This window comes from Massilia sp. R2A-15, from assembly GCF_030704305.1.
In the GTDB taxonomy this organism is placed as follows: domain Bacteria; phylum Pseudomonadota; class Gammaproteobacteria; order Burkholderiales; family Burkholderiaceae_D; genus JAFCUW01.
This window is the reverse complement of the sequence record NZ_CP131935.1, coordinates 966687-980917: the sequence shown is the minus strand read 5'-3', so window position 1 is coordinate 980917 and position 14231 is coordinate 966687. Positions and strand designations below refer to the sequence as shown.

The window sequence follows — 14231 nt, the reverse complement described above, 5'->3', positions numbered from 1 at the left end:
CTCCTCCATCTTATGGTTATGTGGCGGCGTCGTGCAGCTCCTGCCAGTTGGCCACTTCGCGCCAGCTGATGCGCAGGTGCGCCGCGCCGGTCTTGCGGTAAAACGACTGCAGTACGACCTGGGTGCCGGCCCGCATGCCATAGCCGATGGCGGTAATGCGATACAGGTGGCCGGTCGCCGGCGCCGGCTGCGGAATCAGCTCGATGATGTAGCGCGGCGGCCGCCCGGGCAGCGCGGCGCCGGTGAAGGCGCCGTAGGGCACGGCAGCTCCCAGGTCCGCCGCCTGCCAGGCGGGCGGAGCGCCGGCGGCCGCGCATTTGCACAAGCCGAATCCGACGCTGCCCGCGGTCCGGCCGCAACCCTCGGCGAAGCCGGCCGCATCGCCGCTGGCAAACAGCGCCGCGCGCGCCGAAGCGGGGTCGAAGCCGCCGGCGATGTCGCGCTCGGCGTCGGCCAGGGCAGCTTCGGCCGACTGGAAAGCGAGATGGCGGTCGCGTTCGGCGCGCGCCGATTTTTCGGCGTTGAGCGCGGTCTGCGCGGCCGACGCGGCGAGCAGCATCACCGCCACCGTCACCACCAAGGCGGCCAGCAGTGCGGCGCCGGACTGGCTGGGGCAGCGGCTCATGGCGGCGCGTGCAGGTAGATCGTCGTGGCAAACAGCTTGCGCTCGCGCCGGCGCAGTGCGGCCGGCAGGTCCTGTTTCGCCAGGCGCACGCCGCGATCGACGCCGGCAAAGGCGTCGCTGTAAGCGCTGCCGAACAGGTCGAATACCCGAGGCTGGGCATTCGCGTCGTGCGCGGCGTGCAGGACCAGCGCCACGCGGATGCTGGCGACGCGTTTCCAGGCCGCGGCGCCGCGTTCGTCGAGCGCGGTGGCGCTGAGGTATTCGTTGGCCAGGCCGTCCGGCGGTTCGTCGGTGTCCACGCCGTACAGCAGCTGGAAGGAATCGACGCCGGCGACGATTGCATCCGCACCCCAGCTGTGCGCGCCGCGGTACTTGCAGCGCAATTCGGCTTCGCCCCGTGCATCGCGGCCGACGTAGAAAATGCTCCAGCCATCGTCGGCTTCGCCCACGCCAAAGCCGGCGCAGTTGACGGCGCTGCCGTCGCCGCCGCCCGCCGCCCCCGATCCGGCAAAATGCACCGCCAGCACGTCGCTGCCGTTGACCGCTTCGGCGAGCGCGCCATCGAGACCGGAGGTGGCGCGCGGCAGCGAACGCGCATCGAGCCCGGCGATGCGCGCCGGCCCGGCCGATAGCGCCGCGCCGGCGCCGGGCTGCTCCCAGTTGACGTAGCCCGCCTGGCGCACGGCCCGCGCGACCGAGTCGAGCGCAAACCGGCCGCCCTCGTCGAGCGCCACCGCGTCCACCTGCGCCAGGTAGGCGGCGTTGGCGGACACCAGCAGGCCGGCCGCCATCAGCATCGCGCCCATGCCCACGGCGAGCGCCACCAGCAGTTCGGCCAGTGTGGCGCCGTGCTGGCGCTTCATCCGGCCGCTCCGGGCAGCGCGAGCGCCACGCGCGGCTGCGCCGCGGCGCCGGCTTCCTGGCCGCGCCAGCCGATCTTGATGACCACTGGCGCGCCGGCGGCGCCATCGCAGGCCCAGTTCAATTCGGCGGCGGAGTCGCGGCAGACCACCACCCGGCCGCCGGGATATTGCGTGCGCAGCGCATCCTTGATGTGGTAGGCCTCGGCCTCGGCGAGCTGCAATGCGGTGCAGGGAGCGCCGGCGTGGCACAGCGCGCCGGGCGGCTGCGGCGGCCCGTCGGTTTGCGCGTCGTAGCGCAGCTGCAGGTAGGGATTGAGTGCGTCGCCGGCCTGCATGGCCACGCGGTTGGCGCGCATGCTGTCGGCCAGGCTGCCGGCCAGCTGCACCGCGCTCGATGCGAGGCCCGATTGATGGCGGGCGCGCAGTGCCGAGAGCTGCATCGCGGCGGCGCCGAGCGCGCCGATGGTCAGCACGCACAGTGCGACCAGCACTTCGATGAGCGTGAACCCGCCGGCGAGCCGCGATCGCATCACTGACCTCCCCCTTGTTGAGTCGCCCAAGTTATCAGGCGCGACCCGGCCAGCCGTGAGATGGCTCAACAGTGCGGGAGGGGTGCTGGGGAACTAAAAATCAGGGCGCCGCTTGCAACAAAATGGGGGCAGGTCCGCAGGACCAGACCCTACTTGCGCGGCTGGCCGACTTCGGCGATGGCGTCCTGGAATTCGGCCAGGTCCTCGAAATTCTTGTACACCGAGGCGAAGCGGATGTAGGCGATCTTGTCCAGGCGCTTGAGTTCCTGCATCACCAGCTCGCCGACGTAGCCGCTGTCGACTTCACGCCGGCCGCTGGTGAGCAGCTTCTCTTCGATCGTGGCGACCGCGGTGTCGATCGCGTCGGCCGACACCGGCCGCTTGCGCAGCGCCAGCATCAAACTGGCGCGCAGCTTGGCCGAGGCGAACTCGGTGCGGCTGCCGTTCTTCTTGACGATGATCGGCATCGAAAGCTCGATGCGCTCATAGGTGGTGAAGCGCTTGTCGCATTGCGCGCAGCGGCGCCGCCGCCGCACGGCGTCACCCTCCTCCGATACGCGGGTATCGAGGACCTGGGTTTCGTCGTGCTGGCAGAACGGACATTTCATGGCGGCGCCGGTGCGGGGGCTGCGATTGGCTTACGCCGCGTAGACCGGGTACTTGTCGGTCAGCTTCTTGACTTCGGCCTTCACGCGGTCGATGGTCGCTTCGTCGGTCGGATTATCGAGCACGTCGGCGATCAGGTTGCCCACCATCGTTGCGTCTTCTTCCTTGAAGCCGCGCGTGGTGAACGCCGGGCTGCCCAGGCGGATGCCGGAAGTGACGAATGGCTTCTGCGGATCGTTCGGGATGCCGTTCTTGTTGCAGGTCATGTGGGCGCGGCCGAGGATCGCTTCGGCTTCCTTGCCGGTCAGGTTCTTCGAACGCAGGTCCACCAGCATCACGTGCGACTCGGTGCGGCCGGACACGATGCGCAGGCCGCGCGCGATCAGGGCCTTGGCCAGCGCGTCGGCGTTCTTGATCACCTGCGACTGGTATTCCTTGAACGACGGGTCGAGCGCTTCCTTGAACGCGACGGCCTTGCCGGCGATGACGTGCATCAGCGGGCCGCCCTGGATGCCGGGGAAGATCGCCGAGTTGATCTGCTTCTCGAATTCGGCCTTCATCAGGATGATGCCGCCGCGCGGGCCGCGCAGCGACTTGTGCGTAGTCGAGGTGACGAAGTCGGCGTGCGGCACCGGGTTCGGGTACAGGCCGGCGGCGATCAGGCCGGCGTAGTGCGCCATGTCGACCATGAAGTAGGCGCCGACGGCCTTGGCGACCTTGGCGAAGCGCTCGAAATCGATCTTCAGCGAGAACGCCGAGGCGCCGGCGATGATCAGCTTCGGCTTGTGCTCGTGCGCCAGGCGCTCCATCGCCTCGTAGTCGATGTCTTCCTGCTCGGTCAGGCCGTACGAGACGACGTTGAACCATTTGCCCGACATGTTCAGCGCCATGCCGTGGGTCAGGTGGCCGCCTTCGGCCAGCGACATGCCCATGATGGTGTCGCCTGGTTTCAGCATGGCGAAGAACACGCCCTGGTTGGCCTGCGAGCCGGAGTTCGGCTGCACGTTGGCCGCCTCGGCGCCGAACATCTGCTTGACGCGGTCGATCGCCAGTTGCTCGACGACGTCGACGTATTCGCAGCCGCCGTAGTAGCGCTTGCCCGGGTAGCCTTCGGCGTACTTGTTGGTCAGCTGCGAGCCCTGGGCCTGCATCACGGCCGGCGAGGTGTAGTTCTCCGAGGCGATCAGCTCGATGTGGTCCTGCTGGCGCTTGTTTTCCTTCTGAATCGCGTCCCACAGGTCCGGGTCAACGTTGGCGAGCGTGTGATCTTTTGCAAACATGAAAAACTCCAATCGGGTATCGGTGCAAGCACCAGGCAGTATGGAACGAATGAGGGAGAACGGAATAACCGAAGAGGCAGCCTCATCGCGCGCTTCCATCGATGGCTGCCCAGGCGAACGGCTAATGAAATCTCACGTTCCCCGGTGGAAGTCCACCTTTCGCCGAACGGTGGGAGGCCGCGGCTTTTCGCCAGTCACGTGAGACGTAATGGAGCCCAAATTGTAAGTTAAAGCCCAGGAATGGGCAAGGAAGGTGGTGACAAACTATCATCGCCGCCATCGAAACTGGCCAATTCGGCTACAATTTACGACGTTTCCCTTTTCGGACCTCACCATGATCGTATTTATCACCGGCGCATCTTCGGGCTTCGGCGCCGAAATGGCGCGCACCTTCGTCGCCAACGGCCACCAGGTCGTGCTCAGCGGACGCCGCAAGGACCGCCTGGACGCGCTCGCCGCCGAACTGGGCGACCTGGCGCTGCCGCTCGAGATGGACGTGACCGACAAGGCCTCGATCGAGGAAGCGCTGTCGCTGCTGCCCCAATCGTGGCGCCAGGTGGACGTGCTGATCAATAACGCCGGGCTGGCGCTGGGCACCCAGGGCGCGCACGAAGCGTCGCTGGCCGACTGGGAGACCATGATCGCGACCAACTGCACCGGGCTTGTGACGATGACGCGCGCGCTGCTGCCGGCCATGGTCGAGCGCGGCAGCGGGCTGATCATCAACCTCGGCTCGGTGGCCGGCTCCACGCCCTACCCGGGCGGCAATGTGTACGGTGCGACCAAGGCCTTCGTCGACCAGTTCACGCTGAACCTGCGCGCCGACCTGGTCGGCACCGGCGTTCGGGCGACCAACATCGCGCCGGGCCTGTGCGGCGGCACCGAATTTTCGAACGTGCGCTACAAGGGCGACGACGCGGCCGCGGCCAAGGTGTACGAAGGCACTCAGCCGCTGACGGCGCAGGACATCGCCGCCACCGCGTTCTGGATCGCCACCCTGCCGCCGCACATCAACATCAACTTCATCGAGATGATGCCGACCTGCCAGGGCTACGGGCCGCTGGCGATCAAGCGGGTCTGACCATTGGCCGTTGTAGCCGTGCAGGCAGGTTCCATGCCGAGTTTCCGGCCACTTTTGCCCGCTCAGCATGGGTACCAGCCTTCGCTGGTACGACGACCTGAAAGTTACTCGGTCGAAAATAGATTTGTACCAATGTATCGAATGATGTTAACCTGTTAGGAATTGTTTCAGCACTTGGCGCAATTGTGGACATAACGTCTACTACGGACGCGAAACCGCCCCAACCCTGCGGATCGCGCCTTGCCATCACTATGTACGCTGGCGTACTTATGGCAGCCAATTCGGGTAAAATGTTTCCCAATATCATTTATGGCAACAGCAATGCCCTCCGTTTTTAACTGGACAGTCCGTGTGTACTACGAGGATACCGACGCCGGCGGCATTGTCTTCTATGCCAATTACCTGAAATTTTTCGAGCGCGCCCGCACCGAATGGCTGCGTGCGCTGGAAGTGAACCAGCAGCAGATGGCCGAGCAGCACGACGCGATTTTCGTCGTCAAGTCAGCCAGCGTCGACTATCACGCGCCGGCCAGGCTCGATGATGTAATAACATTGACCCTGTCGATCGAGAAGCTCGGCCGGGCCTCGGTCGTATTCATGCAGCACGCTTCCTGCGGCGACGCCCTGCTGGCCAGCGCCCGCGTCAAGGTCGGTTGCGTCGACCGCGCCGGCCTCAAGCCGCGCCCCTTGCCCGACTCCGTGGCCGCCAAGATGCGCGCCGCCTGACTCACCACACATAGAAAAACCCTAGCCGCCCAATGAACGCAGCCCAAGACCTTTCCTTCATCGCCCTCATCGCCAATGCGCACCTGATCGTCAAGCTGATCATGCTGCTGCTGGTGGGAGTCTCCCTCACCAGCTGGACCTACATCTTCCGCAAGATGTTCGCGATCCGCGCCGCGCGCCGCCAGACCGAGCTGTTCGAGCGCAGCTTCTGGGCCGGCGGCAATCTGCACACCCTGCACCAGAGCGCCAGCAGCCAGCGCGACCAGAGCGGCGCCCTGGCCCGCATCTTCGAGTCCGGCATGGGCGAATTCATCAAGGGCAAGCAGGCTTCAAGCCGCGAGCTCGACATGGGCGCCGTGCTCGACAGCTCGCGCCGCGCCATGCGCGCCGCCTTCCAGCGCGAACTCGACGCGCTCGACATCCACCTGAACTTCCTCGCCTCGGTCGGCTCGGTGTCGCCCTACATCGGCCTGCTTGGCACCGTGTGGGGCATCATGAACGCCTTCCGCGGCCTGGCCAACGTGCAGCAGGCCACCCTGGCCGCGGTCGCGCCCGGCATCGCCGAAGCGCTGATCGCCACCGCGATCGGCCTGTTCGCCGCGATTCCGGCCGTGGTCGCGTACAACCGCTTCACCCACGACATCGACCGCCTGGCGATCCGCTTCGAGAGCTTCGTCGAGGAATTCTCGAACATCCTGCAGCGCCAGGCGCGCTGATCGGAGCACCTGATGGCATCCCTTTCGAGCAGCATGCGCGGCGGCCGCGCCCGCAAATTCAAGTCCGACATCAACGTCGTGCCCTACATCGACGTGATGCTGGTGCTGCTGATTATTTTCATGGTGATCCCGCCGGCCAACAGCCCGAGCGTGATCAACCTGCCGAGCGCCGAGAAGTCCGCGCTGCCGCCTGACGACTATATCCAGGTGGTGCTCAAGCCGAATGCGACGCTGTCGATCGGCGTCAACGGCAAGAACAGCCAGCCGGCGCAGGACATGCCTGACCGCGCCGGCGTGCTGCGCGCGCTGCGCACCCTGCACTCGGAGCATCCGGAGTATCCGGTGATGATCGCCGGCGACAAGGACAGCAAGTACGACGACGTGATCCAGCTGATTTCCGAAGCGAAGAAGATGGGCATCAACCGCGTGGGGCTGGCGACTAAGTGAGCATGAAGCCCGTCACCGCCGGCGCGCCGTACATCGTGCCGCCCGAACCGAAGCGCTGGCCGGCGATCGCGCTGGCCGCGGCGATGCACGCCGGCCTGCTGGCGTTCCTGTTCATCGGCGTGAACTGGCAGAACACCGAGCCGGTCGCGGTCGAAGCCGAAGTGTGGGACATGAAGGCCCAGTCCGCGGCGCCGCCGCCACCGCCGCCGCAAGAGACGGTCGAACCGGAACCGGCGCCGCCGCCCGAGCCGGCGCCGAAGGCCGTGGAGCCGCCGCCGGTGGAGCAGCCGGTCGCGCCGAAGCCGCCCGATATTGCGCTGGAAAAGCGCAAGGCCGAGAAGAAGCGGCTGGAAGAGGAGCGCCTCGAAGAGCAGCGCCAGGAAGAAAAGCGCCTCGCCAAGGAAGAAAAAGAGCGCAAGAAGGCCGAGAAGCTGGCAGAGAAAAAGGCAAAGGAAGAAGCCGAGAAGAAGGCGCAGGAACTGGCCGACAAGAAGCTCGAGGAGAAGAAGCTGGCCGAGAAGCTCAAGGCCGACAAGCTCGCCAAGTCCAAGCTGGCGGCCGCCGAACAGGCCAAGCTCGACAAGCTGCGCGCCGAAGAAATGAAGCGCATCACCGGCAGCGGCACGGTGGGCGACGCGGCCAAGTCGACCGCGCCGCGCATCGACAGCGGCTACCTGGCGAGCATCCGCGGCAAGGTCAAGAGCACGACCTCGTATGCGGGCGATACCGACGTTACGGGCAACCCGACGGCGGAATTCAAGATTGAGCAGCTCCCTACCGGCGAGATCATCTCGGCTCGGCTGGTCAAGAGCAGCGGCATCGCCGCGTTCGACGATGCGGTCGAAAAAGGCATTGTCAAAGCGTCACCACTGCCAAAGAAGAAAGATGGTACCGTGGAGCGAACACTTGTGATCGCTTTCAAGATGAAGGATTTGAATTGATTGTTGCAGTTTGTGCTTGTCGTTTCTGCGGAGGCAGGAACCTATACTGCGTCGACTCAGGTTCGGCATGGGTTCCTGCATGCGCAGGAACGACAGCGTTGAATTGATATCGCATTCCGTCACCAACCAAGGACCGAACCGACAAATGAAAAAAACCCTCACCACCCTGATGTTTACCGCCGGCGTGCTCGCCGCCCTGCCCGCCTTCGCGCAAGTGCGCGTGGAGATCGCCGGCGTCGCCAGCAACCAGATTCCGGTCGCCGTGGCCACCTTCGCCGACGAATCGGTCGCGCCGGCGCAGATGTCGGCCATCATCCGCGCCGACCTCGAACGCAGCGGCGTGTTCAAGGTGATCGACGCCGGCACGGTGCTGTCGGAGACCTCCGCGGTCGACTACGGCCAGTGGAAATCGCGCGGCGCCGACGCGCTGGTGGTGGGCAGCGTGCACCACAACGCGGACGGCCGCTACGAAGTGCGCTACAAGCTGTTCGACACGATCAAGTCGGCGCAGCTGTCGACGCTCTCGCCGGTAGTGGGGCCGAAATCGGCCCGCCTGGCGGCGCACCGTATCGCCGACGACGTCTACGAAAAGCTGACCGGCACGCGCGGCGCTTTTGCCACCCGCATCGCCTACGTCACCAAGGCCAGCAACAACCAGTACCGCCTCGAAGTGGCGGACGCCGACGGCGAAGGCATGCAGGTCGCCGCGTTCGGCAAGGAGCCGATCATCTCGCCATCGTGGTCGCCCGACGGCACCAAAGTCGCCTATGTGTCGTTCGAGCTGCGCAAGCCGGTGATCTATGTGCAGGACCTGGTGACCGGCGCGCGCCGCATCGTCTCCAACGAAAAAGGCAGCAACTCGGCGCCGGCCTGGTCTCCTGATGGCACGCGCCTGGCGGTGACTCTGTCGCGCGACGGCCACTCGCAGGTGTACGGCGTGAACGCCGACGGCAGCGGCCTGCGGCGCCTTTCCAACAGCAACGGCATCGACACCGAGCCGCAGTTCTCGGCCGATGGCCAGACGATTTACTTCACGAGCGACCGCAGCGGCGGTCCGCAGATCTACAAGATGAGCGCCAGCGGCGGCGCGGCCAGCCGCGTCACCTTCAACGGCAGCTACAACATCAGCCCGCGCCTGTCCTCGGACGGCAAGACGCTGGCGTGGATCTCGCAGCGCGACGGCGGCTTCTCCCTTTACGCGATGGACCTGGCCAGCGGCCAGGAACTGCGGCTGGCCGATGGCGCCAGCGAACCGAGTTTTTCGCCGAACGGCAAGTACATCATGTACGCGACCAAGGGCAGCGGCTCCGGCCTGGCCGTGGTCTCTGTCGATGGACGTGTCAAGCAGCGACTGACGACCCAATCGGGAAATATACGGGAGCCCAACTGGGGCCCGTTCATGAAGTAAGTAGTAGTCCTTAACTAGACCAGGAGAAGAAAATCATGCGCAATTTTAAGAGTTTAGCTTTCATCGTGTCGAGCGCCGCCCTGCTCTCAGCTTGCAGCTCGCCAGTCAAACTGAACGAAGCGCCGGTCGTCGAGCGTGCCCCTGAAAAAGTCGCGCCGGTGGCCGACACCAACGCCGTGCGCCCAGTCGAAACCGGCACCGCCGATCCGCTGAACGATCCGCAAGGCGCGCTGGCCAAGCGCAGCGTCTACTTCGACTTCGACAGCTACGCCGTGCGCGAAGACGGCAAGCCGGTCGTGGAAAACCACTCCGCCTACCTGAACAAAAACAAGTCGCGCAAGATCCTGATCCAGGGTAACACCGACGAGCGCGGCGGCACCGAGTACAACCTGGCGCTGGGCCAGAAGCGCGCCGAAGCCGTGCGCAAGGCGATGGCCTCGATGGGCGTGGCCGAGTCGCAGATGGAAGCGGTCTCGCTGGGCAAGGAAAAGCCGAAGGCAACCGGCAGCAACGAAGCGGCATGGGCTGAAAACCGCCGCGCCGACATCGTCTATTAATCGATTGGCCTGAACCGGCCGATTGACAAGGGGGCGGCGTGCGGTGCAGACTGCACCCGCCCCGATTTTTTAGAAAGTCACGTCCATGAAACCAATTTCCAAGTCCCGCATTGCAGCGGCCTGTTTCGCGCTCGCCGCCTGGTTCCCGCTGCACGCCGGCGCCGGCATTCTTGACGACGACGAGGCGCGCAAGGCGATTCTCGATTTGCGCTCCAAGGTCGAGAACCTGTCGCGCGAACTGAATGCGCGGATCGACACCAAGTCCGACAAGAGCGCCGCGCTCGACCTGGTGAACCAGCACGAGCAGACCATGCAGGAGATCGCGCGCCTGCGCGGGCAGATCGAAGTGCTGGCCAATGAAGTGGCCACCGCGCAGAAGCGCCAGAAGGACTTCTACGCCGACCTCGACGCGCGCATCGCCAAGCTCGAGCCGCGCAAGGTCAACATCGACGGCAAGGAAGCCGAAGTCGAAGTGAGCGAGCTGAAATCGTACGAGGCCGCGATGGCGCTGTACAAGGCGGGCGACTTCAAGGGCGCATCGACCGCGCTGTCCGAGTTCGTGCGGCGCTTCCCGGAGTCGAGCTACGCCTCGAGCGCGCAGTACTCGCTGGGTAACGCCTACTACGCGCAGAACGACTACAAGAACGCGATCGTGGCGCAGGAAAGCCTGACGTCCAACTACAAGGACAGCCCGCGCGCGCCGGACGCGATGCTCACCATCGCCAGCAGCTACATCGCGCTGAAGGACAAGAAGAACGCCAAGAAGACGCTGCAGCAGGTGGTGGCGAAGTATCCCGGTTCGTCGGCCGCGCTGGCCGCCAAGGACCGTCTGGCGACGCTGAAGTAAGCTACGCCGAGTTCGGGGGTAAGGTCCGCCGGACCTGACCCCGGGTTTGTCGGAGCCGCGCGAGCTTTCCTGGTAGCGCGTTCGCGCGTTGCCAACAATCTGGCCTTGGGCATTTGACAGGATCGCCGATGCCCCCTATAATCTTGCTTCTTTCGGGTCGTTAGCTCAGCTGGTAGAGCAGCGGACTTTTAATCCGTTGGTCGCAGGTTCGAATCCCGCACGGCCTACCACGAATAGCAGCAAGAAATCAGGAAATTACGAGCAATCGTAATTTCCTTTTTTTTCGTCCATGTTTTCGGCCTGGCGAAGCTGAAAAAAGTTGGCCCGGGCGGTATGACGCACCGCAAGCCCGAACAGTTGAGCTCCACGATACTGGTGTCTACCTATGATGCCAGTCGACTTGGAGACAACCATGCAGCGCAGAACATTTTTGAAAATCGGGACCGGTGCGGCGGTCGGAAGTGCGCTCGCCGCGTGCGGCGGCGGCAGCGGTATCGCGCCTCCGCCACCGGAGCAGGCGCCACAGTTCAAGGCGGTGATGGGCTGGAACCAGACAGCGCTGCAGGCGATCCGCACCGTCAAGCCGGGTCCGCCGATGGCGGCGCGCTCGCTCGCCGTGCTTCACACCAGCATGTACAACGCGTGGGCAGCTTATGATCCGGTCGCGCTCGCCTCGCTTCCGTCGGACCTGCGGCGCCCACCTGCGGAGCGCAACGCCGCCAACCGCCTGCAGGCGATGAGCTATGCCGCCCACGTCGCGCTGGTCGATCAGTTCCCAACCCAAAAGGCCGCGTTCGACGCCTACCTGCTCTCGCTGGGCTTCGCCGCCTCCCCCGCTTCGACCGATAGCACGACGCCATCGGGCATCGGCATCGGCGTAGCGAAGGCGATGCTCGACAAATGCCACGCCGACGGAGCCAACCAGCTCGGCACACTGACGCCAGGCGGCGTGCCTTACGCCGACTACACCGGCTACTCCGCAAAGAATCCGCCGATGTCGGTCACCCTGCCGACACCGGTCGCTGCAATCCCGGCCCCGGGCAATTGGCAACCGCTAACCTATACGGACGCCGGCGGCACCGTCAAAACCCCTGGCTATTTGGCCGCCTGCTGGGACCGGGTAGCGCCATTCGCGCTGGCGTCGGCAAGCCAGTTCCGGCCGGCCGCCCCTGCCGCCTTCGGAACCGAGGAATACGCCGCCCAGGCCTACCATGTAGTCGCAGTGCAGCAGGCGCTTACCGAACGACAGAAAGTCATCGCCGAATACTGGGCCGACGGACCCAACTCGGAACTGCCGCCCGGCCATTGGTGCCTGCTCGCCCAGCAAGTCTCGGAACGCGACCGGCACACCGACGACGAGGACGTCAAAATGTTCTTCGCGCTGGCCAATGCGCTGAACGACGCCGCCATCGCCGCGTGGGATGCCAAGCGCGCCTACGACTCGGAGCGCCCGATCACTGCCATCCGCTACCTGATGAACGGTCAGACCATACTGGGCTACGGACCTGAAGGTCCGGCTGGCGGGCTGCGCCAGATTGCGGGCGAGGCGTGGGTGCCTTACCAGCCTACCACCTTCCCCACTCCCCCTTTCCCCGAGCATGTGTCCGGCCACAGCACCTTCAGTGCGGCCGCCGCGGAAGTATTACAGCGCTTCACCGGCAGCGATGCGTTCGGCGCCAGCTACACCAAGGCCGCCAAATCGATGGCGCTCGAGCCAAACCTGCCTGCTGCGGACCTGACGCTGACCTGGCCCACATTCACCGACGCCGCGATCGAGGCCGGCCTGTCGCGAATCTACGGCGGCATCCACTTCGACAACGCCAACACTGCAGGACAGGATCTGGGGCGCAAGGTCGGGGCCACCGTATTCGCGAAGGCACAGCAGTATTGGCAGGGCTCGGCCTGAGCATTCCGGCACGATCAGGTGGTGTGCGCCGCCGGAATGAGCGGCGCACAAACCGCCTGCGAGAAATGCGGGCGCAGCAATTCCCTCGAGACGATTTCTCGCGATCGGCTATTGACCCACATCAGACATCCCGTGGTTCATTCGGTTCGCCATTTCTATCCCGTGACGCGTACCTATACTGCCTTGACGGCGCTGTTCCCGGCTAACCGCCAGTTCGCGGAACCGATCAGCGCTGTTCAAGGAGACTATGATGACGCCCATCTCGAGAGGCAACATCGCGCGCCGGCTATTGCTGTGGACCGCTGCATGGGCGATGTCGGCGGCAATGGGTGCGGCACACGCCCAAATTTCCAGCACCCCGAATTCGATGTATGTGATCGCTGGCGGCACCGAGGGGGCCGGCGATGGCGTCGGCCCGGCCGCCCAGTTCAGCCGCTCCCTGTACGGCGTCAGTGCAAATCCCGACGGCAATCTGTATGTGGTGGACGCGGATGCGTCCACCATCCGCAAGATCACGCCCGCCGGCGTCGTCACCACTCTGGCAGGGTCGCCCGGCGTGGAAGGCAACGCCGATGGGGTCGGCCCGGCCGCCCGCTTTCGCGTCCCGATTTTCAGCGCCACGGACAGCGCGGGCGTGCTGTACATCGCCGATCAATTGAATCACACGATCCGCAAGGTCACGACGGCCGGCGTGGTCACCACCCTCGCCGGCCTCGCCGGCTCATCGGGTCACGTTGACGGCGTCGGGGCCGCGGCGCGATTCGCCTCACCCTGCGGCATCGCGGTCGATGCTTCCGGCAATGTCTTCGTCAGCGATTCGAATTCCTACACGATCCGAAAGATAAGTCCCGCAGGCAGCGTGACGACCGTGGCCGGAACGGCATATGTGTACGGCTACAGCGACGGGCCGGGCGCAAGCGCCCTGTTCTCGGTTCCGCTCGCCCTCGCGACCGATGCGGCCGGCAATGTGTATGTGTCCGACACCCTCAATCGCACCATCCGCAAGATCACGCCCGCCGGCATGGTCAGCACGCTCGCCGGCTCCGCGGGCATGAGCGGCACGGTCGACGCAACCGGCGCGGCGGCCCGCTTCGAAGAGCCGCTCGGGCTGGCCGCCGACGCTGCAGGCAATGTGTACGTTGCCGACAGCAACAACATTCGCAAGATCACCCCCGCCGGCGCGGTCACGTCGGTGGCGTTTTATGCCAGCTCGATGCGCGGCGTGACGCTCATCAGCCAAACCCAGCTGGCGGTCACCACCGCCGGGTTCAACGTCATCGGGATCAATTTCGCCAGCCCGCTCCAGTACACCTTCACCGGCTTCATGCCGCCGGTCGACAACCTGCCCGTCGTCAATACCGTGAGGGCGGGCAGCGCCATCCCCGTCAAGTTCAGCCTGAGCGGCGACAAGGGGCTCAACATCTTCGCACCGGGCTTCCCCGCGTCCCAGGGCGTGGCCTGCGTTTCGGGCGCGCCGACGGATGCCATCACCGAAACCGTCAATCCCGGCAGCAGCACGCTCAGCTACGACGCCGCCGCCGACCAGTATGTCTACGTCTGGAAGACCGAAAAAGCCTGGGCAGATACCTGCCGGCGCCTGACGGTAAAACTGGCGGATGGCAGCGAACACAGCGCCATGTTCAGGTTTGGAAAATAGGACAGCAAAAAAATTCTCGACGGCAACGCAACAAGATGGTC

At 65.1% G+C, this 14231-nt stretch carries 15 protein-coding genes, 1 tRNA gene and 1 riboswitch; of the genes, 11 read left to right on the top strand and 5 right to left on the bottom strand.

The annotated features are described in order from the left end of the window. Positions 1-16 precede the first annotated feature (16 nt). The 5 genes from Q4S45_RS04420 to glyA all read right to left on the bottom strand — a co-directional run bounded on the left by Q4S45_RS04420 (position 17) and on the right by glyA (position 3904). The gene (locus Q4S45_RS04420) at positions 17-625 is read right to left on the bottom strand and encodes a PilX N-terminal domain-containing pilus assembly protein (protein ID WP_305509526.1); all 609 of its coding nucleotides are present in this window, start codon (positions 623-625) and stop codon (positions 17-19) included. Beyond that, positions 622-1488: a PilW family protein gene (locus tag Q4S45_RS04415; protein WP_305509524.1), complete on the bottom strand. Its 867-nt coding sequence runs from the start codon at positions 1486-1488 to the stop codon at positions 622-624. Before Q4S45_RS04415 ends, Q4S45_RS04420 begins: the two co-directional genes overlap by 4 nt. Then, a complete protein-coding gene (pilV, locus tag Q4S45_RS04410) occupies positions 1485-2018 on the bottom strand; it encodes a type IV pilus modification protein PilV (RefSeq protein WP_305509522.1) in 534 nt (177 codons plus the stop codon). The genes Q4S45_RS04415 and pilV overlap by 4 nt, the downstream gene beginning before the upstream one ends. Before the next feature lie 149 nt (positions 2019-2167). Continuing rightward, positions 2168-2626 carry a transcriptional regulator NrdR gene (gene nrdR / locus Q4S45_RS04405; protein WP_305509520.1) on the bottom strand — a complete coding sequence of 153 codons (459 nt, stop codon included), beginning with the start codon at positions 2624-2626 and terminating at the stop codon, positions 2168-2170. Positions 2627-2656: 30 nt separating this feature from the next. Next, positions 2657-3904, bottom strand: coding sequence for a serine hydroxymethyltransferase (gene glyA / locus Q4S45_RS04400; RefSeq protein WP_305509518.1), 1248 nt, complete (start codon positions 3902-3904; stop codon positions 2657-2659). A gap of 100 nt (positions 3905-4004) precedes the next feature. Continuing rightward, a riboswitch (ZMP/ZTP riboswitch) is annotated at positions 4005-4112 on the bottom strand. 126 nt (positions 4113-4238) lie between these two features. On the opposite strand from glyA, the gene Q4S45_RS04395 reads away from it, so the two are divergent. The 11 genes from Q4S45_RS04395 (at position 4239) to Q4S45_RS04345 (ending at position 14190) form a co-directional block, all read left to right on the top strand. Next, positions 4239-4985, top strand: a complete 747-nt coding sequence (locus Q4S45_RS04395) for an SDR family NAD(P)-dependent oxidoreductase (protein WP_305509516.1) — start codon at positions 4239-4241, stop codon at positions 4983-4985. A 321-nt stretch (positions 4986-5306) separates the two neighbouring features. Further along, the gene (gene ybgC / locus Q4S45_RS04390; RefSeq protein ID WP_305509514.1) at positions 5307-5711 is read left to right on the top strand and encodes a tol-pal system-associated acyl-CoA thioesterase; all 405 of its coding nucleotides are present in this window, start codon (positions 5307-5309) and stop codon (positions 5709-5711) included. A 32-nt stretch (positions 5712-5743) separates the two neighbouring features. Then, a complete protein-coding gene (gene tolQ / locus Q4S45_RS04385) occupies positions 5744-6427 on the top strand; it encodes a protein TolQ (RefSeq protein WP_305509512.1) in 684 nt (227 codons plus the stop codon). Positions 6428-6439: 12 nt separating this feature from the next. Beyond that, complete coding sequence (locus Q4S45_RS04380) at positions 6440-6874, top strand: biopolymer transporter ExbD (protein WP_305509510.1); 435 nt, start codon at positions 6440-6442, stop codon at positions 6872-6874. Positions 6875-6876: 2 nt separating this feature from the next. Further along, positions 6877-7815: a cell envelope integrity protein TolA gene (tolA, locus tag Q4S45_RS04375; protein ID WP_305509509.1), complete on the top strand. Its 939-nt coding sequence runs from the start codon at positions 6877-6879 to the stop codon at positions 7813-7815. A 145-nt stretch (positions 7816-7960) separates the two neighbouring features. After that, a complete protein-coding gene (gene tolB / locus Q4S45_RS04370) occupies positions 7961-9223 on the top strand; it encodes a Tol-Pal system beta propeller repeat protein TolB (RefSeq protein ID WP_305509507.1) in 1263 nt (420 codons plus the stop codon). A 35-nt stretch (positions 9224-9258) separates the two neighbouring features. Next, entirely contained in the window at positions 9259-9780 is a 522-nt protein-coding gene (pal, locus tag Q4S45_RS04365) for a peptidoglycan-associated lipoprotein Pal (RefSeq protein WP_305509505.1), read from the top strand. Between the two features lie 85 nt (positions 9781-9865). Continuing rightward, positions 9866-10627 (top strand): tol-pal system protein YbgF, encoded by a 762-nt coding sequence (ybgF, locus tag Q4S45_RS04360; protein WP_305509503.1) that lies wholly within the window; start codon positions 9866-9868, stop codon positions 10625-10627. Between the two features lie 154 nt (positions 10628-10781). After that, positions 10782-10857 (top strand) — tRNA-Lys (locus Q4S45_RS04355). A 182-nt stretch (positions 10858-11039) separates the two neighbouring features. After that, entirely contained in the window at positions 11040-12533 is a 1494-nt protein-coding gene (locus Q4S45_RS04350) for a vanadium-dependent haloperoxidase (protein ID WP_305509502.1), read from the top strand. 247 nt (positions 12534-12780) lie between these two features. Beyond that, positions 12781-14190: a PxKF domain-containing protein gene (locus Q4S45_RS04345; RefSeq protein WP_305509500.1), complete on the top strand. Its 1410-nt coding sequence runs from the start codon at positions 12781-12783 to the stop codon at positions 14188-14190. Positions 14191-14231 lie beyond the last annotated feature (41 nt).

Coding starts and splice junctions, on each gene's coding strand:
- ybgF (WP_305509503.1), top strand. CDS start 9,866: ATGAAACCAATTTCCAAGTCCCGCATTGCAGCGGCCTGTTTCGCGCTC.
- Q4S45_RS04345 (WP_305509500.1), top strand. CDS start 12,781: ATGATGACGCCCATCTCGAGAGGCAACATCGCGCGCCGGCTATTGCTG.
- tolA (WP_305509509.1), top strand. CDS start 6,877: ATGAAGCCCGTCACCGCCGGCGCGCCGTACATCGTGCCGCCCGAACCG.
- Q4S45_RS04350 (WP_305509502.1), top strand. CDS start 11,040: ATGCAGCGCAGAACATTTTTGAAAATCGGGACCGGTGCGGCGGTCGGA.
- tolB (WP_305509507.1), top strand. CDS start 7,961: ATGAAAAAAACCCTCACCACCCTGATGTTTACCGCCGGCGTGCTCGCC.
- pilV (WP_305509522.1), bottom strand. CDS start 2,018: ATGCGATCGCGGCTCGCCGGCGGGTTCACGCTCATCGAAGTGCTGGTC.
- Q4S45_RS04420 (WP_305509526.1), bottom strand. CDS start 625: ATGAGCCGCTGCCCCAGCCAGTCCGGCGCCGCACTGCTGGCCGCCTTG.
- Q4S45_RS04380 (WP_305509510.1), top strand. CDS start 6,440: ATGGCATCCCTTTCGAGCAGCATGCGCGGCGGCCGCGCCCGCAAATTC.
- Q4S45_RS04415 (WP_305509524.1), bottom strand. CDS start 1,488: ATGAAGCGCCAGCACGGCGCCACACTGGCCGAACTGCTGGTGGCGCTC.
- nrdR (WP_305509520.1), bottom strand. CDS start 2,626: ATGAAATGTCCGTTCTGCCAGCACGACGAAACCCAGGTCCTCGATACC.
- ybgC (WP_305509514.1), top strand. CDS start 5,307: ATGCCCTCCGTTTTTAACTGGACAGTCCGTGTGTACTACGAGGATACC.
- Q4S45_RS04395 (WP_305509516.1), top strand. CDS start 4,239: ATGATCGTATTTATCACCGGCGCATCTTCGGGCTTCGGCGCCGAAATG.
- glyA (WP_305509518.1), bottom strand. CDS start 3,904: ATGTTTGCAAAAGATCACACGCTCGCCAACGTTGACCCGGACCTGTGG.
- pal (WP_305509505.1), top strand. CDS start 9,259: ATGCGCAATTTTAAGAGTTTAGCTTTCATCGTGTCGAGCGCCGCCCTG.
- tolQ (WP_305509512.1), top strand. CDS start 5,744: ATGAACGCAGCCCAAGACCTTTCCTTCATCGCCCTCATCGCCAATGCG.